This is a genomic window from uncultured Microbulbifer sp. (assembly GCF_947498635.1).
In the GTDB taxonomy this organism is placed as follows: Bacteria; Pseudomonadota; Gammaproteobacteria; order Pseudomonadales; family Cellvibrionaceae; genus Microbulbifer; species Microbulbifer echini.
Genome location: NZ_CANMKV010000006.1, coordinates 41143 through 63083, shown reverse-complemented (window position 1 = coordinate 63083; position 21941 = coordinate 41143). Strand labels below are relative to the sequence as shown.

Genomic DNA, 21941 nt, shown 5'->3' with positions numbered 1-21941 from the left:
GTATTGCTGCTAAAAAATCGAGGGAGAGATTATAGAGAGATTGGGCGCAAACCTACAGGGTTCGCGCCCAAACCGCGAAGATCCCTTTAATCGCCTACGATCAGGCGGCGGGTCCGGCGGTTGCCGATGGGGCCACTATCGATGGTTTGCTCGCGGTAAACCACCTTGGTGGCGCCGGCGTTACCGAGCATCAATTCAAAGGGCGCGCGTCCGTCCAGGGTCTTGGAGCTGCCTGCGGCCTGCACACCGGCAAGTAGTACAACGCCCTCGGCGTCCTTCACTTCAATCCAGGAGTCCTCATCAAAACTGAGCAACAGAGCCCCTTGCAGCTGTTTGTCCAGCTGGGCGACTTCTGTGGGAAGCTGCTCCGCCGACTCTATCGATTGCTCGGTGATCTCCGCAGTAGAAGGTGCCGATTCCTCTGTAGCCGCCACCGCCTCTACCGCCGGTTGCGGTGCAGCCTGGTGCTGCAATTCGGGAGCCTCGGCCAGAGACACGTCAATCGAAGTGGGCTCCTCTTGGCTGGTTTCCCTGGGCACGGAGCGTATTTGATTGGTTTGCGCAACCGGCGCACTTTGCTCGGCAGAGTTCTGCAGAGCGGGAATAGTCACCGGGCCCCCGTAGAGCCACCAGAAAACGCCGCCCACCGCTACTAGCGGCAGCAGTGCCAAAAAGCCCTGCCCACGTTTGCGCGCCGGACGCAGAGCATCGGCTTTGATTTCGATACGACTCGAATCTTTGCGCGTCGGCCGCTTCGGACGCGCAGCATCATAAGCAGAGAGCACAGGTACAGAATCAATACTCAGCTCCCGGCAGATATTGCGGATATAACCCCGCGCATAAACAGCCTCCGGCTGGCGTTCATAGAGATCGCTTTCGAGCCACTCCACGGTGTTATCAATAATACACAGGCGCCGGGAAAGCTCCTCGCGGGATAACCCGGCCGCCTCGCGCGCTGCGCGCAGCATAGTGCCGGGAGACAGCTGTGTATTGGATTCGCTTTGGCCGCTGTCGCGGTGCACGGAACTGCTATCCGTCATTACCACTCAACTCCTGATATTTCAGTGTTTCCGCAGAGTACGGGTACAAATTTTTCAGCGCAAGGGCGTAACTGAGCTCCTTGTCGCGGTTGCCAAACACCTTCTCGATCCGGACTCCCAACCACAGGGACTGCGGTGTCTGGCGGCTGCTCTCACTATATTTATCGAGATACTGCTTGGCCACGGCATAATCGCCGGACCCATATTTGAGCTCCGCCAGCTCCAATAAGGCAACCGGCAGATTTCCATTGAGAGCCAACGCACGGGTGTAGGCCCTCTCGGCCTCCTCCACCATACCCAAACGGCCGGCTGTACGGCCGTAATTAACCAGGGCAAAAAAGCGGCGGTTATAGGTCAGGTCGGCAGAGGCCTGGCGAAACTGCTCCAGCGCAGCCTCGTATCGCTCCTGCTGATAGAGGAAAACACCATAATTGGTACGCGCCATTGAGAAGTCATCATCGTAGCGCAGGGCCTTTTTAAAGTGGGATTCCGCCACTTTCAGTTCACCATCAGCTTGATACAACAGAGCCAGGCCGTGGTGGGCCATGGGGTTCTTTCTGCCCAATTCCAGAGCCTTATTGAAATGGCGGCGGGCCAGCTCGCGATTCTCATCGCTCTGCAGATAGCGAATACCGAGCTGAACGTGGGTTTCCAGTGCATTCTCCAGATTAACTTCCCGGCGTTCAGGCATCCCGGTGGTCACACATCCCCCCAGCAAAGCGGCGAGTATCAGCCCAAGCAAAGGCAGGCCAAAAGATTTTGCAGACACAACATCACCCGTAAATTTATTTTTTATCTATCCGTTTGGGGATCAAGAAAAGACCGGTTTCAATCACAATCGGGGCAAGCCCGAATAGAAGCCATGATGATTCCTCACCGGCAAAGGGAGGCTTCAGAGCCACCCACTCGCTGAATCACGATGCTGTCTAGGCCAGCGGTCCTTTAATCCGATCCCTTTATCTATAGTGCCGCAAAGTACTGTTAGTTTCAGCAGTGTACCCCTAATAAATTCCAATTAGCCCAGCCCCCAGCCACTGGAAAATCAAGAAAATCGTGGACTAGCCCCACAAATGACAATCCGGTGAGCCCCAGGCTCACCAGAAAAATCAATAACTTTTGAAGTAGGACTCCAGTACTACAATGCGTTGCCCGCCCCATCTTTTGCATCCAGCTGCCGGCCGTCGGGTCCACCATCGCGGGGGGGGATCAATGTGCGGATGGAGTTGGATGCGCTGTTGGCGGCATCTGGATCTGTCAATGTTCCCAAAAAGCGCACGACCAGATCGATCTCCGTATCGCTGAGATTATTGCCCGCATCACCACCATTGGCCGCGAGAATGGCCTGGGAGAGCGCAAGGCCATTGGGTGCCACTTTAGTGGCGCAGTTTGCCAGATGCTCAAATTGCGCCAAATCACACATTTCACTATTGGCGTAGTATTGGTTAATGGAGGCCGCGCGATCACGATAGTGCTCGACATTTCTGCGCAGAGTAGCGAATTGACCACTGTGCCCCCAGGGACCTGTGATCGCCACATTCAGCAGTGTTGGTGGCCGGAAAGCACCCGCACCATTTGCTCCCAGATCTGCCCCACTGCCATTCTCATCGGTACCTATACCAATTTGTGGATAGTTTGCGGGACGCGGGCCTTCCGAGGTGAAAAATGCCCCCGCGTGACAATTAGTACAGCCGGAATTCCCCGACATAAAAGTAATCGCACCACGCTTCTCATCACCGTCGAGGGCGCTCGAGTCACCATCCACATAATCGAAAAATGGGTTATCTATAAAAAGCTGCACCGCTTCAAAAGCCGCGATAGCCTGCGCTATGCGGCTGAAAGTAATTTGGTCATCACCAAAAGCTGCGCTAAACAATGCACTCCAGGACTCCCGTCCCAGGTTGGCCGCCACTATATCCTCGCGATAATTGGTATTGCCACTATCGCTGCTCGCGTCATAACCGAACTGGGTGACATCGCCCATCTCCGCTGGATTGGTTATCGGAAAGTGTGCCTGTGCCATCATCAGCGCCAGAGTACCTGTGCCTACCGCCGCTTCGGTATTGAGGCTGACATCTCGCGAATCGGTGCGCACTCCGCGATCGGTGAGCGCAACCCGGTTATCCCAGAAGAGCCCCTGGCTCCACAACCCCACGTTACAAATAGGCTGGGCGTTTCTGGGGACGATGGGCACTTCGTTGATACCGTCCGAGCGACCGGGACCAATCAGTGCGGAATCCACTGGATTCACACCAACGGGCATAGAGAGATTGTCACCGCTACAGCCAACTGCGGCGTGGTGGCAGGAGGCACAGGCCACATCGTCATTGGCACTGAGGGATTTACTGTAAAACAGGCGCATACCCAGCTCGATCATGGCCGGCTCCTGTTCACTGCGGACCCTGGCGGCAAAAGCGCGCATATCCTGCAAGTGCCCCGCCATGTTATTCAATTCCAACATGGCCTCCAGGCAGATATCCAGATCCTCATCCAATAAATCCAGGGCACTGCGAACATTTTTACATTCGTCCAAGTTCACCAGGCGCTCGAGGACCGGTACCGTTACCGCACCATTGTTAAGACCGCTATTGCTGTTATTGATCAGGGTTTTTGCGCTGGCCCGCGCCGTCTGCTCGTCGTTGCCCAGATCACCGCTGGTCACCGCGTAGCTGTACTCGGTATTGACCGACAACCCTTGGTCCACATAGAAAGCGCTGCTGGTTTCGGCAATTTTTTCACCGCCGCGATAAATACGGTAAGTCACACCGTCGCGCTGCCAGGATAGGCCGATACTGGTCCCGGAAAAGGCGTTGGCGATCAGCTCCTGCGGGGCACTGCTCTGCCCAGTTTCTGTATCCGTATCGGTATCGGTATCGGTATCGGTATCGGTATCGGTATCGGTGCCCGTATTATCATCAGAATCTGTGCCGGTATTGCCACCGGAGCCCGTATCGCCCTCCACAGTTTCCGCTTCACTGCTGTCACCTCCATCGGAGGAACCGGAACTACAGCCAACCGCCAACAGAAACAGTGGCAAGACCAATACTCTGAGTAGTAATGAAGTGGATAATTTGAAATGGAATGTTGCAGCCTGCATAGACCCCAGCTAACCCCGTCGATTGAATTATTATCAGAAAAATCTGGACCATCAACGCAGGGATAAGTGCCCAGGTTGACACCAAAGGGTAACCGTAGATCAAGAAAGACCGACGACTACCGCTAAATGCGTTTGACGCTACCCTAAAGTGTTTCTTTGCCACAATCTGTTGAAACTGTCGCAAAGCGTTGCAGGGCTCATATTGGGTTTCAGCAATGAGAAGCCCCTATACAAACGGAGGGGATCTTCCACACATCCAGATCGCCAACTGCCGCGCAGTCAGACTCACAGGCAACTGGACAGGATCAATCTCAGCTAGAAGCCAAAGTTAAAAACAAAATTGTAAGGAAAGTTGGCAGTCGCCAGGGAAGAGTTATTCGGGGAATCGGATATTTTTAGTTCTGACTTAGCGCAGCCAGAAAAAGCCACCAATAGAAGGGGCCAGACCGGGAGGGATATTCACGAGCCGACCAGAAAAATAACCACGGACCGGCTTCACAGGCTTAGAAAAGGCGTTGATATTCAGCCAACGATACGCACCGGACGTTCGGCATTGCGATAGCGCTCGGAACGGCGGGTGCGATCATTCACACTGCCAGCCAGCTGCCCACAGGCCGCGTCGATATCGTCGCCGCGGGTGGTGCGCACGGTAACGGTATAGCCCTTGTCGAGCAAAATCTGTTGGAACCGACGCAGAGCGTTGTTACTCACGCGCTGGTAATCGGAGAGATCGAACGGATTGAAAGGGATCAAGTTGATCTTTACCGGAATCTCCCGCAGTAATTCTGCCAACTCTTCGGCGTGCTCCGGACGGTCGTTGATCTCGCGCATCAGGGTATATTCGATGGTCATCTTGCGGTGGGTATCCGGCATCTTCTCGATATAGCGCTTGGCGGAATCCAGCAATACCGCTATCGGGTATTTTTTATTGATCGGCACCAGCTCGTTGCGCAGTTCGTCGTTGGGCGCGTGCAGAGAGATCGCCAGGCTTACATCGGTCACATCGGCGAGGCGGTCCAGTGCCGGCACTACACCGGAGGTAGACAGGGTCACGCGGCGCTTAGAGATACCGTAAGCGTTGTCTTCCATCATCAGGTTCATGGCATCGACCACATTGTCGAAGTTGAGCAGCGGCTCGCCCATCCCCATCATCACCACGTTGGTGACTTTGCGCGGACCTTTCGGGTCCAGTTGGCCGAAAGATTTACAGGCGATCCACACCTGTCCAATAATTTCTGCCGCGGTCAAATCGCGGTTAAAACCTTGCTTACCGGTCGCGCAGAAGCTGCAATCCAGGGAGCAACCCACCTGGGAAGAAACACATAGAGTGCCCCGCTCACCATCGGGGATATAAACGGTCTCGATGGCATTGCCACCTTCGACTTCGATCAACCACTTGCGCGTGCCATCGGCGGAGTCCCACTGATTCAACACTTTTGGTGCGCGAACCTCAGCCACTTCCGTCAATTTCTGACGCAGGGTCTTGCTGACATTGGTCATCTCAGCAAAATCGTCCACCCCATTCTGGTGTATCCACTTTAAAACCTGAACAGCGCGGAAGCGCTTCTCGCCCAATGAGTCAAAAAAGGCGGCCAGCTTTTCAACGGAAAGGCCGAGCAGGTTGGTTTTCTCAGTGGTCATTCGGTTCACCTCGGGGGAAGAATTGCACCGGCCCGAGCGGGCCGATGCGATTGCAATACGCAAATTAAGCGCGCGGGCAGATTTCGTCATCTGCGAAGAAGTAGCTCACTTCGCGAGCAGCAGATTCAGCGGAATCGGAACCGTGTACGGCGTTGGCGTCGATGCTGTCCGCGAAGTCGGCGCGGATGGTGCCGGCGGTCGCTTCTTTCGGGTTAGTAGCCCCCATCAGATCGCGGTTAGCCAGGATGGCGTTTTCACCTTCCAGAACCTGTACAACAACCGGACCGGAGGTCATGAAGTCAACCAAGTCTTTGAAGAAAGGGCGTTCTTTGTGCTCAGCGTAAAAGCCTTCGGCCTTCTCCTGGGACAGGTGAACCATTTTCATGGCAACAATGCTCAGACCGGCTTTTTCAAAACGGCTCTCGATTTCACCGATGACATTTTTGGCTACTGCGTCCGGCTTAATGATAGAAAGAGTACGCTCCAGGGCCATGGTTATCTCCAAATTAATTTTTGTAACTGAACTTACATATAGAAAGAGCAACCTGCTCAGTTGCTCTTCCGTGATATTCCTTTCATACCCACCGCGGGGTACTCAATTTTTAATCACCGCTTTTCGCGGCCGGCGGATTATACGGGGTATTGATCGACTTTTGTACTCCAATACCAATACCCTACTGAACCCGGTCTAGCTATTCGCGCTCCTCGATCCAGGCGGCCTGAATCGCCTCAAGGATCTTCTCACCGCAGCGGCCGGGGTCGTCGTCAAAACCCGGCAGGGCCACCACCCAGTTGCGCAGGTCAACAAAATTGACCGTGAGCGGATCTACATCTTCATGCGTTTCACAGAGTTCAATGGCAATATCGTGAATATCTGTCCACTTCATCGGCTTGGCTTCCTCACCCGCTGTTATCAGTGCTTTTCAGACACCTGATTGATGGTGTACTTGGGAATCTCAACCACCAGGTCCTCATCTTCTACGATTGCCTGGCAGGACAGACGCGACTCGGGTTCCAGTCCCCAGGCCTTATCCAGTAAATCCTCTTCCAGCTCATCGGGCTCTTCCAGAGAGTAGAAGCCCTCCCGCACAATCACGTGACAGGTGGTACAGGCGCAAGCCTTTTCGCAGGCGTGTTCAATCTCGATATCATTGGCGAGCGCCGCGTCGATCACACTGACGCCGCTCTTCGCTTCCACCACTTTACCCTCGGGGCACATTTCTGGATGGGGTAAAAATACTATCTTCGGCATAGGTACTGACTCTCTATGGTCTCAATCCGACGGGGGCGAGCCCCGGCCGCAGGTTGTGCAGGCTATGCGCCCACCTCTTATTTATCAAATTCGTCCAGGCTGTGCCCCCGCATGGCACGCTTGATCGAGGCATCCATACGCCTCGCGGCAAAGGGCTCGGACAGTTTGTTGAGTGACTCCATTCGCAAACGGATTTCCTCGGCATCGCCGCCGTTATGCGCCAAGCGCAGGGCTTCCATGGCATGCTCCAGTTCACTCAACTCACGCTCTTCAAGCAGCTGGGCGCCGTTTTCACGCAGAGCAATCAGCAAGCTCTCGAGCGTGCGCTCCGCCTCCACCTGGGCCTCGCGTAGAGCGCGCAGGGCAATATCTTCCTTTGCGTGGGTATAGGACTCCTGCAACATGCGCGCAATATCTTTGTCTTCAAGGCCATAGGAGGGCTTCACGGTAATATCCGCGCTCACTCCACTGCTCTTCTCCATAGCGCTCACAGACAGCAAACCGTCTGCATCCACCTGGAAGGTGACGCGGATATGAGCCGCGCCCGCCACCATCGCAGGAATACCGCGCAACTCGAAACGGGCCAGCGAACGGCAGTCGCTTACCAGTTCCCGCTCCCCCTGCACCACATGGATCGCCATCGCGGTCTGGCCATCTTTGAAGGTGGTGAATTCTTGGGCCTTGGCCACCGGGATAGTGGTATTGCGCGCGATCAGCTTCTCAGTCAACCCGCCCATGGTCTCGAGACCCAGCGACAGCGGGATCACATCCAGCAGCAGCAGATCGTCACCCGACTTGTTGCCCACCAACACATCCGCCTGCAAGGCAGCGCCGATGGCAACCACTTGGTCCGGGTCAATTTCCGCATGGGGAGGACGAGCAAAGTAACCCTCGACCCGTTCGCGCACACGCAGGGTGCGAGTGGAGCCCCCCACCAAAACCACTTCCTGTACTTCGTCAACACCAATATCGGCATCGCGCAAGGCCCTTTTACAGGCGCGCAAAGTCTTATCGATCAGCGGGTCCAGTAGCGAGGCCATCGTTTCCCGGTCGAGCACGCCCTGCCAATCCCCGTGGCGTACCTCCACCTGTTCAAACCTGGACAGGGATTCCTTGGCGGCGCAGGCACTATCCAGTAATACCCGCTGAGTCATGGCGTCCAGGTTGGTACCCAGTCCCGCCTGATCGGCAATCCAGGCGGCAATGGTGCGATCGAAGTCGTCGCCACCCAAAGCGGTATCGCCACCGGTGGCCATCACCTCAAAGACACCGCGGGAAAGGCGCATAATAGAGATATCAAAGGTCCCACCACCGAGGTCATAGACGGCAATCACGCCCTCCTCCCCCTGATCCAGGCCGTAGGCCACGGCAGCGGCGGTCGGCTCATTGAGCAGGCGCAATACCTTGAGGCCAGCCAGTTTGGCCGCATCCTTGGTGGCCTGGCGCTGGGCGTCATCAAAATAGGCTGGGACCGTGATTACCGCACCGTCGAGTTCCCCGCCCTCTGCGCCGTAGAGTGCCTGACGACCGCGCTGGGCCAGCTTTTTAAGGATCTCCGCCGACACCTGCACCGGATTCACCGGACCCGCGGCAGTTTCAATCGTGGGCATACCGCCATCGCTGTCGGAAAAGTGGTAGGGCAACTGTTCGCCCAGACTTTTGACGTCGGCCACTCCACGCCCCATCAGGCGCTTAATCGACAACATAGTGTTGTAGGGGTCTGCGGCAGCGCGCGCGCGCGCCTGGGCACCGACGGTAATCCCCTCGCTGGCGTAATGTACCGCCGAAGGCAGAATGACACTGCCATCTTCAGCGGCAATGGCCTCTGCCGAGCCGCTGCGCACCGTGGCCACCAGCGAGTTGGTGGTGCCCAGGTCGATACCCACTGCGTGCTTGCGCTGATGGGGGTCGGGGCTCTGTCCCGGTTCGGAAATCTGCAGTAATGCCATTGCTTGTCTCTTCTGTCATCGGGATTAATCGCGCTGGCACAGCCTGTGCCAGCTCCCGGTTTATATTCTGATACCGCTTATTTAATCGCCGAACAGGTCGGCTTCCAGCTCTTCCACTTGTGACTGTAATTTCACCAGGAACTGCTGTTTGCGCAGGGAATCCTCGGCTTCGCTGAGCTTGCCCGCCGCATAGGTCTCGGCAAATCGCCTCTGCTCCCCGCGACAGAGGCCATCGACCTCTTCGGCGAGTTCTTCCAGCGCGGCGGTGGGATTTGGCTCTTCGCGCACTTCCTCGAGGCGCTCACGCAACAGCATCTGCTGCATGAGAAATTGCGTATCGGCGGTGGTCTGCTCCGGCGGCACTTCCACACCGGCGAGCTTGAGCAGATAGGCCGCGCGCTGTACTGGATCGCGCAGCACCGTGTGAGCTTCATTGATCTGTGCAGCCATAGATATAGCCAGCAGCTGTTCGCGCTCGGATTTGGAAGCGTATTTATCCGGGTGAAATTCCCGCTGTAATTCCCGATAACGCACGGCCAACGCACTGCGATCGAGTTCAAAGGCGGGTTCGAGCCCGAATATTTCGAAATGGGTCAGATTGGTTGCCATCTCAGTTCACCTGCCGGCACTAGGCCTTAAAAACTGGGCGGCGGCGCCCCCACCCGGCATGGGTTGCCGGGCCAATAAAAAGGCCGGCATGCGCAACGCACCCGGCCTCACTGTAGCGGGCCCCGGTCAGACGTGAAAACTCTCGCCGCAGCCACACTCGTTTTTAACGTTGGGGTTAGAGAAGGTAAAGCCCTCATTGAGCCCTTCCTTGACGAAATCGAGCTGGGTACCATCCAGGTAAACCAAGCTCTTGGGGTCTACGATCAGCTGTACACCGCCGTACTCAAACACCTCGTCTTCGGCTTCTGCCGAATCGACAAATTCCAGAACATAGGCAAGGCCCGAACACCCGGCGGTTTTAACCCCCACACGAATGCCGATACCTTTGCCGCGTTTGGCCAGCTGACTCTTAATATGAGCCTGGGCGGCCTCGGTCATGGTAATAGCCAAAACAATACCTTCACTACTGATGGGCTCGGGGCCCGGTAGATTAACCCGCAGCGGATTCCTGCGTGTCGCCAGCTTCAACGGATTCGCCACGCTTCTCGCGGATATTGCGCACTGCCGCCTTGATCGCGTCTTCCGCGAGCACCGAACAGTGAATCTTCACCGGCGGCAGGGCCAACTCTTCGGCGATGGCAGTATTTTTGATCTGCTCCGCCTCATCGATGGTCTTGCCCTTCACCCACTCGGTCAGCAGGGAGCTGGAGGCGATGGCGGAACCACAGCCGTAGGTTTTGAACTTGGCGTCTTCAATCACACCCTCATCGCTCACCTGAATCTGCAGACGCATCACGTCGCCACAGGCGGGCGCGCCCACCATTCCAGTACCCACGTTGTCCGACTTATCGTCCATACGACCGACATTGCGGGGGTGCTCGTAGTGGTCAATTACTTTATCGCTATAGGCCATGTCTTTTCTCCTAACTCATGCGCGCGCTTAGTGAGCGGCCCATTCAATCTTGTTTAGGTCGACACCGTCTTTGTACATATCCCAAAGCGGCGATAATTCGCGCAGTTTTTCCACCGCCTTGCGCACGGCAGCCGCTGCGGTATCCACGTCCTGCTCGCTGGTGAAACGACCAAAGCTAAAACGCAGGGAGCTGTGTGCAAGCTCGTCGTTCACACCCAGAGCACGCAATACATAGCTGGGCTCGAGACTCGCCGAAGTGCATGCGGAACCAGACGAAATCGCCAGATCGCGCAGAGACATGATCAGGCTCTCACCCTCAACAAAGGCAAAACTGACATTCAGGTTGCCCGGTATACGCTGTTCGGCGGAACCGTTGATGTGCACCTCTTCCATATCCTTGATCAGATCCCAGAAGCGGTTGCGCAGCGCCACCAGGCGCGTACTTTCCTCGGCCATTTCCTCTTTGGCGATGCGGAAAGCCTCACCCATGCCGACGATCTGGTGGGTGGGCAGGGTTCCGGAACGCATTCCGCGCTCGTGACCGCCACCGTGCATCTGTGCTTCCAGGCGCACGCGGGGCTTGCGGCGTACATACAGGGCGCCGATGCCCTTGGGACCGTAAATTTTGTGGGCGGAGAAAGACATCAAATCGACCTTCATTTCCTGCAGGTCGATAGCCAGCTTACCGGCGCTCTGCGCCGCATCCACATGAAAGATCACCTTGCGCGAGCGGCACAGCTCACCGATAGCGGCGATATCGTTAATGACGCCGATCTCGTTGTTCACATGCATCAGGCTCACCAGAATGGTGTCCTCGCGCAGCGCTTCCTCGAGCTGCTGTGGCGTCACGAGGCCGTCTTTGCCGGGGTTGAGGTAAGTCACCTCAAAGCCTTCGCGCTCCAGCTGGCGACAGGTATCCAGAACCGCTTTGTGCTCGATCTTGGATGTGATGATGTGCTTGCCGCGCCCCTGATAAAAGTGGGCGGCACCCTTGATGCCCAGGTTGTCGGACTCGGTGGCACCACTGGTCCAGACAATCTCACGGGGGTCGGCATTTATCAGCTCGGCCACCTGGCGACGGGCATTTTCCACCGCCTCTTCGGCCTTCCAGCCATACAGGTGGGACCGAGAAGCCGGGTTGCCGAAGTTGCCTTCCATCGTCAACTGCTCTGCCATCTTTGCAGCGACACGCGGGTCAACCGGACAGGTAGCTGAATAATCCAGGTAGATGGGAAGCTTCATAGTCATACCGTTTCCGCTCAATAATTCTCAAATATTCCGCTTTGGCCACTCGGGTGGCCGATGCTTACAGACCGCCGAGTAAGGCGACCCGCTGTTCCGGTGCTTCGCGCATATCCTGGCGGCGCGCCACTTCCTGTACCTCGGCGCGAGACACCAGGTTCGCCAGGCTGATACCGCTCAGGAATCCGTGAATCTGGTCACTCAGATCGGACCAGAGATAATGGGTCAGGCACTGCTCGCCATTGGCACAATCGGCATTACCGCCGCAGCTGGTGGCATCCACCGATTCATTGACCGCATCAATGATCTGCGCCACAAAAATTTCCTCGCCATCGCGAGCCAGGCGATAACCACCGCCGGGACCGCGCACACTGGACACCAGCCCAGATTGCCGCAGGCGTGAAAATAGCTGTTCCAGATAGGACAGAGAAATCCCCTGTCGCTTGGAAATATCTGCCAAGCTGATCGGTCCGCGCTCGGCATGCAACGCCAGATCCAGCATGGCGGTTACCGCGTAGCGGCCCTTGGTTGTCAAACGCATACCAGCTCCAAACTGATGTACAGCCTTTTCCGATGGGGCGCGAGTATGAAATAACCCAGCACCTTAGTCAAGTATATAACCAAGCGCAGTACTCGGGTACTCAACTAGTCCGGGCGCCCCTTACCACCAGAGCGGTGTATATGGTTTTGGATGGCGGTCAACATGCCGCGCAGGATGCCCAGCTCCATATCGTCCGGACGCACCCGACTAAACAGTCTGCGCAGGCGGGTCATCGTCTGACGGGGGTTATCGGGGTCGATAAATCCGAGTTCACCAAGAGCCTGTTGCAAGTGCGCAAAATAGAGCTCCATATCGCTGGCCTTGGCCGGCGGGCGGTCCCAATCGGCGTAGCTCAAGGGCTCGCCTCTATCCGCCTCCAGTGCCGCCATACGTACCTCGTAGGCCAGCACCTGCACCGCAGTAGCCAGATTCAAAGAGCTGTATTCGGGGTTCGCAGGAATATGTACGTGGAAATTGCAGGCCTGTAACTCCTCATTGGTCAAACCGCGATCCTCGCGGCCGAATACCAGCGCCACCGGATGGCTCGAGGCTTCGGCCACGGCGCGTTCACCGCACTGGCGCGGCGTGAGCAGGGGCCAGGGAATACGCCGCTCGCGGGCACTGGTGGCCACTACCAAACCGCAGTCCGCCACCGCCTCCTCCAAAGTATCCACCACAACGGCACGGTCGAGCAGCTCCGCTGCGCCGGCGGCGCGCCACACGGCATTGGCCGCGGGGAATTCGCGCGGCGCCACCAGATAGAGCTGACTCAGGCCCATATTCTTCAAAGCGCGTGCGGCGCCACCGATATTTCCGGGGTGGGCGCTGTTAACCAGAACCACGCGCACATTGTCGAGCGCATTGGGCGGAGTCGTATCTAAAGGGGGCTTGGCCATACTGAAAGTAATAATTCGATGTCATGGGGGCGCGCGAGTGTAGCAAAAAGGAGCGGGAATCCCTACAATCGCGTCCGCTGCGGTTAACCCGCAGTCTGCTTTTTAACCACTTCAACCACTCAGTGCGGAATAGTTATGGAACCCATGCTAAATATTGCCCTGCGCGCAGCGCGCAAGGCTGGAGAATTGATCGAACGGGCCTGGGAGCGCGGCGACCTGATGAAATTCGAGGAAAAATCGCGCAACGATTTCGTCACCGAAGTGGATAAGGCCAGCGAACAGGAAATCATTTACCACCTGCGCAAAGCCTACCCCAAGCACAGCATTCGCGCGGAAGAAAGCGGCCTGATCGAAGGCGCCGAGCCCGACTACGAGTGGATTATCGACCCCCTTGATGGCACCACCAATTTTATCCACGGCGTACCGCAGTTTGCGGTATCCATCGCCTGTCGCTACCGCGGCCGCATTGAACACGCGGTGGTGCTGGACCCCATCAAACGCGAAGAATTTACCGCGAGCCGCGGCCGCGGCGCGGCGCTGAACGGTCGCCGCATCCGAGTCTCCCCGCGCCAAGGTTTACGCGGCGCTCTGATCGGTACCGGCCTGCCCTTTAACGGTCCGGCACTGGAAAATATCGACCCTTATTTGCGCGCACTAAAAGAAATCGCCGGACAGACCGCCGGTATCCGCCGTCCCGGCGCCGCCGCACTGGACCTGGCCTATGTTGCCGCCGGACGCTTCGACGGCTTCTGGGAGATGTACTTGAACACCTGGGATATCGCCGCGGGCTCCCTGTTGGTTAAAGAGGCCGGCGGCCTGATCAGCGACTTCCGCGGTGGCGAAGATTACCTGGACTCCGGCAATCTGGTATGTGCCACCCCCAGAGTCTTCAAGCCGCTGGTGCAAATCGTGGGCAAACACCTGGGCAGCATACGCTAAGCCATCCACGCGCACTGGTCCGGCGGTAGCCGGACCAGTGCTCTGTTACACCGCGATTAAACCGCCCTCCCACCCCGCCCAAGCGTTTCCGCCAACACTCTCGAGAGCTGCATAAAATCAAACTGAGCCGGCAGGGCCGGGTGGCTTTCACCACTGCGATTTTCCCCCACCAGTACAAAACGCATCGCTCTCGTGGAAATATCTTCCCCCAAGATGTCCACCAGATCAGAGGCGGACATCCCCGGCACCTCACGGTGAAACAGCAATACATCCGGATGCTGGGTACGCGCCATAAAAATAGCCTCCACCACATCGGTGGCCACCAGGCACTGAACCTGAGGGGTATCTTTCAGCATCCCTTTGACACGGCTCACCGCCGAGGGACGGTTATCCACAAGCAGCAAACGCCCCTCGGGTAAATGCGGCGGATCTTGTGGATTGGCAGAGAAACTCATTAGAGCATCGGGGGCATCAATCATGGGAAATTCGATCCAGAAAACCGAGCCCTGCCCCTCTTGGCTGTCAAAATTAATACGCCCGCCCATAGCCTGCGTGAGGCGCCTGGCAATCGCCAGGCCCACACCGGTGCCCTCGATATGGCCCTTTTCCTCCCCCAGGCGGTTGAAGGGTTCGAATACCTCACCGCGCCGGTTCGGCGGGATACCTTTGCCGGTATCGAGAATACTCAAGCGCAGCCACCCTTCCGCCTGCGGCGTGAAATTAATAATGACCCGACCGCTCTCCCGGTTGTACTTAATCGCGTTACCGGCGAGATTCAGTACCACTTGCTTGTAGCGCACCGGATCGGCACAGATATAGGCGGACTCCCAGCCGAGAGGCTCGAAGACCAAACTCACCCGCCGAGTTTCCGCCAGCGGCTCCAAAAGGCGCTTACACTCAGCCACCAACTCCGCCGGGCGCACCGATTCCATCGAGGGGCCGAGTCGCCGGCTATCAATTCGAGCGAGCTCCAAGACATCTCCCACCAGGTGCAACAAATGCTGACCAGCACGGCGAATTTCCCCCAGGCGCTGGCGCTGTTCCGAATTCAGGCTCTGATCCAGCTCCACCATCTGGCTATATCCCAAAATGGCATTGAGCGGGGTACGCAGCTCGTGACTCAGGCTAAACAACAGATCGGCCCGGTGGGCGTTTTCCTCACGTTGCTGATGTAACTCCCGCTCCAGCCGTGCCAGGGCTTCGCGACTGGCGCTGATATCCTGCAAAGTGCCGAGTACCCGCACCGGCTGGCCGCGGCTATCCAGTTGCGCTTTGCCGCGGCAACGCACCCACACCAGGCTGCCATCGGAGCGCCACAGGCGAAACTCTACATCCAGCGGCAGGCGATCGCGCACATGGTCCAGCATGGATTGCTCCACCCGGGAAATATCCTCGGTGAGAATGCGGGCCTTCCACTGCTCCGCGGCAGAGCGCCCAATACTGCGAATCGGGCTCACTTCGTAGCCGAGAATCCCCCAACAGGCATCATCGAGGACCATCTCATCGGCGCGTAAATCCCACTCCCACAAACCGTCCCCAACCCCGGAAAGTGCCTGCAGAGGCCGCTCGCTGGGCAAGCTTGTCAAGTAGCGCTGGGACAGGGCCTCGCTATAATCCGCACAGTGACCAATGACGATGACCTCAGTGCCATCGGCACTGGTGGTCGCGCGCCCACAAAAACGCAGCCAGCGCAGCTGGCCGGTAATATCATAGGCGCGGAAGGTAATATCAAAATAGCCCCCCTGGCTGACGATGCGATGGCGCAGGGCGAAGAGACGGTGGCGCTCGTCGGAGTGCACCGGGTGCAACTCGCTGCCACTCCACAGGGCTTCGAGGGCCCGCTCGGCACTGTCAGCAAACAAATGCCAAATATCCCCCTGAGCACGCTGTACACCGCTGTTTAAGTGCCACTCCCACAGACCGCAGTCCACATCCATCATCAACCCCTGCAGGTGACCAACCTGGTGGGCGAGCTCCACCCCAGACAGGGAGTGCAACTCCTCGGGAGTGGCCAGCAGAAAAGGAATATGGGGCGGAGCGGGATTTAGTGATTCGGACACGCTTAACTCGATTCGTTGGCATTTGCTGGCAGTCGTAAGGGGCATTTATACCCAGCCCGATATAGAGCGTCTATTTACTGGGCATTAGTACCAAGCAGAATTCCACACGGAGTCACAAAAATAAAATTTATTTCACACATTGTGAAATGTATGGGAAGGCGAAAGCATAAAAAAGGCCCCGCATTGCGGGGCCATAATCAGCGATGATGAGAGAAAACGGGAAGTTTCTCAGTGGAAACGGTTTGCCATAACCCCATGCAAACTCCCCGAAGTGCAGGTCATGCGTCCCACACGCTTTAAATAATGCAAGCGCTATGCCAGCTTTTGAGGTCCTCACCGGGAAGCCCCCTGCCCCAGAGCCTCTTTTCCCAAGTTATACGACCCAACAAATGCCAACCTCCCTATTTTTTGCACCACAAAGAGGCGCCAAGAGCCAGGCCTCGCAATCTTACCTACACCCACAGATCAGGCCAATTCGAAAATTTGTGCCACAATTTTTACAGATCTGTTGGGGGCTCCTCTGGATACAGACCGGAAGGGCTATGTGGCAGCCCCAGGTAAATCCTTTGCTGATCTTCGGGGTAACGCGGATGAATACAGTTTCGGCAAACGCCGCAGAGAAGAGAAAGCGCTATTGGGCCCCCACGATTCTCTTTGCCAGCACCGGTTTACTGGCTCTGACCGCCGTGCCCCTATATGGATTCGAGTACGGCTACTCCTGGCAACAGTGGCTTGCCTTCCTGCTGGTGACCGGACTGTGCGGCATTTCTATTTCGGCGGGCAACCACCGCCTGTGGACCCATAAAACATACAAGACCCACTGGCTGATGCGCTTATTTTTTGCCCTTTTTAGCGCAGCAACCCTACAAAACACCACATTGAACTGGTGCGCGGCGCACCGCGCGCATCACCGCTATACCGACAACAACGACCTGGACCCCCACTCCTCGGCGCGGGGACTTTGGTTTTCGCATCTGGACTGGATGATGCGCGAATACCCCTCCGGCATGAAAAGTCACGACAATGTGCGGGACCTACAACGAGATAAGATTGTGATGTGGCAGCACCGTAACTACCTGCCGATCGCCATCGCGATGAATCTTGCTATCTGCTTGGTATTCGGTTGGATTACCGGAGACATTATCGCCATGTTCCTGCTCGCGGTCGTATTGCGTATGGTGATCAATCACCACGCCGCATTTGCCCTCAATTCCTTCGGGCATCGCTGGGGGCACAGAAAATACAAAAGCGATATCTCTGCTCGGGATAATCCACTGATTAATATTTTTGCTTTCGGCGAGGGCTACCACAATTACCACCACGCCTTTCCTGGAGACTTTCGCAATGGCGTTGGTTGGCTTGCCTACGATCCGAGCAAATGGCTGATAAAGTTGCTCAGTTGGTTCGGCATCACCCGGCAACTGAGAACCGCCACGGATATGCAGGTTCAGAAAACCGTACAGGAAGTAAAATTTGAACACACAGAACAGCAATTAAAAGAACTGGAAGCGGGGGATCAGGAGCATTGGCGGTCTCTATTAGATCGGGAGCGAGCGGACTTTTGTAAAACCATGGGGGAGTGGCGGGCACTACTGGCAGAGCGCCGTAAGATTGCTCAAGACGGTCCCGCCAAAAAATGGAAGTTGGCGGCCATCCAGACAAAAATCCGCGATTTGAAGTTTCGCCTCAAAATGCAGAGCCGGCGTCTGCGGTTATTAGTGCGGCAATCCCGCTTAAACGCTGCCACCGCCAGCTCAATAGGCTTCGGTAAATAAAACTACGGAATGGCCTGGGCCTATGACATACAAATCAGATTCACCTTTCCTGGCAAGCAACTTTGGAGTCAGGACGCACCCCCACCCAATCATTATCTATATTTCTATGTATCTGGCTTTTACCGCCAAATACCACCCAGAAAAATTACGCCGCTAGCTCACGGGTTTCCCCAAAGCCATTTCGCAGACAGGCTAGAAATATGCGCACAACGCCACCAGCGACCATCACCAAACTAAAGCGCTTCTGGCCTTCTACATTACTGTTTGCCATCACCGGTATACTGGCACTGACTGCCGTGCCTATTTATGGTGTTGTGTACGGTTATCACTGGTACCAGTGGTTAGCATTTGCCATTTTCGGTGGCCTGTGTGCTTTCTCTATATCAGCGGGAACCCACCGTATGTGGTCGCACCGCAGTTATGATGCACACTGGTCTCTACGCCTGTTTTTCGCCCTGTTCAGTGCAGCCGCCATACAAGGCAGCATACTAAATTGGTGTGCCGGCCACCGAAATCACCACCGTTATACCGATGACAATGACCGCGACCCCTATTCGGCGAGGCGCGGCTTCTGGTTTTCTCACATCGACTGGATGATGCACGAATACCCGAGCAGTCATCTCGACCACAAGAATGTCGCAGACTTAAAGCAGGATAAGATTGTAATGTGGCAACACAACTACTACATCCCCATCATCATCTCAATGAACCTGGGGATTCTCTTAGTCCTGGGTCTGCTCACCGGCGATGTTGTTGGTATGCTTCTGCTCGCCGGAGTTCTTCGTCTGGTAGTTAATCACCACACAACTTTTATGATCAATTCGCTCGCCCACATGTGGGGCCCACGTCCCTATAAAGACGATATCAGCGCTAGGGACAACTACCTTGTCAACTTTTTTTTATGTGGAGAGGGGTATCACAATTACCACCACACTTTTCAAACTGACTATCGCAATGGCATTCACTTGTACCACTACGACCCAACCAAGTGGGTAATCAAATTATTGAGCTGGTTGCGGATTACCTACAATCTGAAAGTTGCATCCCCAATACAGATTCAAAAGGCAAAGCTCAGCGTACAATTCAGACAGGCCGAAAGAAAACTTGCGATTGGCAAGCGTAAGGAGGAATGGCTGCAACTCCTGAGAAATGAGTCCGCACAGTTCTCTAAAACCTTGGACAACTGGAAAAAGCTGCAATTACAAAATACCCAGTGCCACGGGGAGCAACTCACAGAGAAATGGAACCGGATGACCATTCAAAGTAAGGTTAAAGAGGTGGAGTACAGCCTGAAAATGCAAAGCAAGCGCCTGGGTCTACTGATAAAACAGTGCCAGGCGGACACGACGGCGGCCACCTGACGCAGCGCTCTGCAAGGGCTACTGCAAAGCTATAACGTAAATTCCCGGATGACTGCCGCAAGGCGAATCAAAGAGTTTTTTCCACAGCAAATTCGCGCATGGAAAATGCCACCCGCTCGTCCACGCCTTTTTCGAACATCTCCTGCTCCAGCCCCTCGATAAAGCCCAGGCGCTGACGCAAACCCACCCCATTGGCCACCTGGATTGCAAGGCCGGGGCGGGCATTGGCTTCGAGCAACAGCGGGCCTCTCTCGCGGTCCAGTACTATGTCACAGCCAAGATAACCGAGACCGGTCATTTCGTAGCAACTTGCCGCCAGACGCACCAGGTCGTACCAACCGGGCACCTTGAGCTCGCCAAAAGACATCTCCGTATCTGGATGGTGTTGAATCCGCAGCCCGCGCTGGACCGCATGACAGCTCCGGCCCGTAGCCAGGTCGACTCCCACACCCACGGCTCCTTGGTGCAAATTGGCCTTACCGTCGGAATCGTGCGTTGAGCAGCGCAGCATCGCCATTACCGGATAGCCGCGGAACACGATGACGCGGATATCCGGTACGCCCTCAAACGAGTAATCCTGAAAGACCGGATCGAAATCCACCAGGGCCTCTACCATCACCCGGTCGGGCTTGCCGCCGAGACTGTAGAGGCCACTGTGAATATTGTTGACGTGGCGCAAGATATCCAGGGCTTCAATTTCCGAACCGGAAATTTTTTTGTATTTTTCGCCCTCGCGCCCGGCGATCACCAGAATGCCCTTTCCTCCGGAGCCCCGCGCCGGCTTGATCACAAACTTCCATAGAGGTTCGATCACCTCCATCACGCGCTTGCGGCTAGCCGGAGTTTCAAACGCCGCAATCAACTCCGGTACCGGAATCCCTACACGCTTGGCCGCGTGCTTGGTATTGAGCTTATCATCGACGATGGGAAATTTTTCCCGGTCGTTATAGCGCGCAATGTAATTGATATTGCGTGCATTCATACCGAGTATGCCCATCTCACTCAGCGCCAGTGGCGAAACTATTCCACCGCGCACTTTGTTGATCAGGTGCCGGAAAGAAAACTGCAGCATCGCAACCCCCCTACTTAACCAGAGGCCGGAAACGCATGAGCTCGCTGAGACGATAACCGGTGTAGTTGCCCACAACCAGAATAAACGCCAGCAATACCAACAGCAGTTCAGGGAAGTTAAATGTCCAATGCTCTACATAGCGGTTGGTCATCACCCACCAAGCCAGCACCGCGACCAACAGGCTGCCGCCGGCCTGCACGACCACTTCGTAGGGGCCGTCTTCCTCCCAAACGATGGACATGCGCTCAATTGTCCAGGCCAGGATAATCATCGGGAAGAACGTCACTGTCAGCGCCTGTTCGATGCCGAGTTTGTAACTAACCACACTGATCACCCCCATAATGATCACCACCGTGACCACCACGGCGGCGATCCTCGACACAAGGAGCAGGTTGAGGCGGCTTAAATAGAACCTCACCCAAAGTCCCAACACCAGGATCAACACAAAAATTGACAGACCGGTGAGCAACTGTGTTTCAATAAAAGCAATCGCCAGCAGTACCGGCATAAAGGTACCGGAGGTGCGCAAGCCAACAAACACGCGTAATAGCACCACTACCAAAGCACCCACCGGCACCAGCAGAATCAATTTAAAAATGCTCTGCTGCTCGATAGGCAGACTGTAGATGGAGAAATCCACCAGCGCGTCTTTCTCATCCCGGCTACTGCGCATGGAGACATCCCGCGCAGGCACGTCATTGGCAATCACCGAGAAGGTCACCTGGGAATTGCGTCCACCTTCCAGATCGAGCAGGCTCTTGCCACCGCGCTGCCAGATAAAGAAATTGTCGGGAACACCGGGCAAGCCACTACCGGGCTCGAATACGATCCAACGCTTACCGTCATACACTTCGAGCAGATCCTCGGGATCGAGGCGGCGGCGATCATCTTCCAAGTAGAGGCCGCGAATACGGTGGGCCGGTATATCGGCAGTGGCAAGCATCAACAGGGCCACATCCACTAGGGACTTGTCGGCATAGTGGCGAAAGATAAGGTTGCGGTCCTGATTGCCGTCGTCATTGAGTTCAAACAGCAACTGGGTGGTGAAGGACTCCACATCGGAAGAGCGCTCGCGGGCCTGCTTCACCAGGGAATTGATTGCCAGGCGCACGGCCTCCTGCTCCCGCGCACCGAGGAAGGGCTTCTTCACTTTGGTACTGAGGTTCAGTGGCTGCTCCAGCGCCGCACCGGGTGTCTGGTACACATCGAGCTGGTAGAACAGGGACTGGGAACCCTCGGCGGAGCGGCGCGTCCAGACTGCCCGATACTCGTCATTTTCGCGGGCAATAAAAAAGCCAAAACCGGAAGAACTGAAGGTTTCTCCGAGAATTTCCATATTGCGCTGCTCGCGCGGCAGCGTCAGTGCCGCCTTCACCGGACCTCCCTCGGCATCGAATCCCACTTTGGCTTCAATAGTCCACACGGTACGGTATTCACCCGGCAGCAGCGGGAAACCCAATTCGAAATGTTTGTAAGCGGTGAGACCCGCTCCGATCAATGCGAGCAGTGCCGCAATTACATAAACTTGAACGCGCGGCGACATTCGCCATTCCCCGT

Annotated in this window: 20 protein-coding genes; 3 read left to right on the top strand and 17 right to left on the bottom strand. The window is 56.1% G+C overall.

Annotated elements, in window-relative coordinates:
• Window positions 1-86: 86 nt before the first annotated feature.
• From Q1A69_RS04535 to trmJ, 14 genes are all read right to left on the bottom strand, one after another.
• Window positions 87-1040 (bottom strand): RodZ domain-containing protein, encoded by a 954-nt coding sequence (locus tag Q1A69_RS04535; RefSeq protein ID WP_299581748.1) that lies wholly within the window; start codon window positions 1038-1040, stop codon window positions 87-89.
• Window positions 1030-1809, bottom strand: a complete 780-nt coding sequence (gene pilW / locus Q1A69_RS04530; RefSeq protein WP_299581745.1) for a type IV pilus biogenesis/stability protein PilW — start codon at window positions 1807-1809, stop codon at window positions 1030-1032. Before pilW ends, Q1A69_RS04535 begins: the two co-directional genes overlap by 11 nt.
• Before the next feature lie 366 nt (window positions 1810-2175).
• A complete protein-coding gene (locus Q1A69_RS04525) occupies window positions 2176-4074 on the bottom strand; it encodes a cytochrome-c peroxidase (protein WP_299581742.1) in 1899 nt (632 codons plus the stop codon).
• A 582-nt stretch (window positions 4075-4656) separates the two neighbouring features.
• The gene (rlmN, locus tag Q1A69_RS04520) at window positions 4657-5775 is read right to left on the bottom strand and encodes a 23S rRNA (adenine(2503)-C(2))-methyltransferase RlmN (protein WP_299581739.1); all 1119 of its coding nucleotides are present in this window, start codon (window positions 5773-5775) and stop codon (window positions 4657-4659) included.
• A 64-nt stretch (window positions 5776-5839) separates the two neighbouring features.
• Entirely contained in the window at window positions 5840-6268 is a 429-nt protein-coding gene (gene ndk, locus Q1A69_RS04515; protein ID WP_299581736.1) for a nucleoside-diphosphate kinase, read from the bottom strand.
• A gap of 199 nt (window positions 6269-6467) precedes the next feature.
• Window positions 6468-6662, bottom strand: a complete 195-nt coding sequence (gene iscX, locus Q1A69_RS04510; protein WP_299581733.1) for a Fe-S cluster assembly protein IscX — start codon at window positions 6660-6662, stop codon at window positions 6468-6470.
• A 26-nt stretch (window positions 6663-6688) separates the two neighbouring features.
• Window positions 6689-7027, bottom strand: coding sequence for an ISC system 2Fe-2S type ferredoxin (gene fdx, locus Q1A69_RS04505; protein ID WP_299581730.1), 339 nt, complete (start codon window positions 7025-7027; stop codon window positions 6689-6691).
• A gap of 77 nt (window positions 7028-7104) precedes the next feature.
• Window positions 7105-8976: a Fe-S protein assembly chaperone HscA gene (gene hscA / locus Q1A69_RS04500; protein ID WP_299581727.1), complete on the bottom strand. Its 1872-nt coding sequence runs from the start codon at window positions 8974-8976 to the stop codon at window positions 7105-7107.
• A gap of 81 nt (window positions 8977-9057) precedes the next feature.
• Window positions 9058-9585 carry a Fe-S protein assembly co-chaperone HscB gene (gene hscB / locus Q1A69_RS04495; protein ID WP_299581723.1) on the bottom strand — a complete coding sequence of 176 codons (528 nt, stop codon included), beginning with the start codon at window positions 9583-9585 and terminating at the stop codon, window positions 9058-9060.
• A gap of 126 nt (window positions 9586-9711) precedes the next feature.
• Complete coding sequence (iscA, locus tag Q1A69_RS04490; RefSeq protein ID WP_299581991.1) at window positions 9712-10035, bottom strand: iron-sulfur cluster assembly protein IscA; 324 nt, start codon at window positions 10033-10035, stop codon at window positions 9712-9714.
• A 40-nt stretch (window positions 10036-10075) separates the two neighbouring features.
• On the bottom strand, window positions 10076-10498 hold the full coding sequence (gene iscU, locus Q1A69_RS04485; protein WP_299581721.1) for a Fe-S cluster assembly scaffold IscU: 423 nt from the start codon (window positions 10496-10498) through the stop codon (window positions 10076-10078).
• A gap of 27 nt (window positions 10499-10525) precedes the next feature.
• Complete coding sequence (locus Q1A69_RS04480; RefSeq protein ID WP_299581988.1) at window positions 10526-11740, bottom strand: IscS subfamily cysteine desulfurase; 1215 nt, start codon at window positions 11738-11740, stop codon at window positions 10526-10528.
• 64 nt (window positions 11741-11804) lie between these two features.
• Window positions 11805-12281 carry a Fe-S cluster assembly transcriptional regulator IscR gene (iscR, locus tag Q1A69_RS04475; RefSeq protein WP_299581718.1) on the bottom strand — a complete coding sequence of 159 codons (477 nt, stop codon included), beginning with the start codon at window positions 12279-12281 and terminating at the stop codon, window positions 11805-11807.
• A gap of 104 nt (window positions 12282-12385) precedes the next feature.
• Window positions 12386-13177 carry a tRNA (cytosine(32)/uridine(32)-2'-O)-methyltransferase TrmJ gene (trmJ, locus tag Q1A69_RS04470; RefSeq protein WP_299581715.1) on the bottom strand — a complete coding sequence of 264 codons (792 nt, stop codon included), beginning with the start codon at window positions 13175-13177 and terminating at the stop codon, window positions 12386-12388.
• A 135-nt stretch (window positions 13178-13312) separates the two neighbouring features.
• Between trmJ and Q1A69_RS04465 the strand changes: the two genes are divergently transcribed.
• Window positions 13313-14116: an inositol monophosphatase family protein gene (locus tag Q1A69_RS04465; RefSeq protein ID WP_299581712.1), complete on the top strand. Its 804-nt coding sequence runs from the start codon at window positions 13313-13315 to the stop codon at window positions 14114-14116.
• Between the two features lie 56 nt (window positions 14117-14172).
• Here Q1A69_RS04465 and Q1A69_RS04460 read toward each other — a convergent pair whose 3' ends face one another.
• Window positions 14173-16176: an ATP-binding protein gene (locus Q1A69_RS04460; RefSeq protein ID WP_299581709.1), complete on the bottom strand. Its 2004-nt coding sequence runs from the start codon at window positions 16174-16176 to the stop codon at window positions 14173-14175.
• Between the two features lie 590 nt (window positions 16177-16766).
• Between Q1A69_RS04460 and Q1A69_RS04455 the strand changes: the two genes are divergently transcribed.
• Window positions 16767-17951, top strand: coding sequence for a fatty acid desaturase (locus tag Q1A69_RS04455; protein ID WP_299581705.1), 1185 nt, complete (start codon window positions 16767-16769; stop codon window positions 17949-17951).
• Between the two features lie 200 nt (window positions 17952-18151).
• Window positions 18152-19312 (top strand): fatty acid desaturase, encoded by a 1161-nt coding sequence (locus Q1A69_RS04450; protein WP_299581702.1) that lies wholly within the window; start codon window positions 18152-18154, stop codon window positions 19310-19312.
• A gap of 67 nt (window positions 19313-19379) precedes the next feature.
• Here the strand turns inward: Q1A69_RS04450 and Q1A69_RS04445 are convergent, their stop codons facing one another.
• Window positions 19380-20384 (bottom strand): alpha-L-glutamate ligase-like protein, encoded by a 1005-nt coding sequence (locus tag Q1A69_RS04445; protein WP_299581698.1) that lies wholly within the window; start codon window positions 20382-20384, stop codon window positions 19380-19382.
• 10 nt (window positions 20385-20394) lie between these two features.
• On the bottom strand, window positions 20395-21927 hold the full coding sequence (locus Q1A69_RS04440; RefSeq protein ID WP_299581694.1) for an inactive transglutaminase family protein: 1533 nt from the start codon (window positions 21925-21927) through the stop codon (window positions 20395-20397).
• Window positions 21928-21941: the final 14 nt, after the last annotated feature.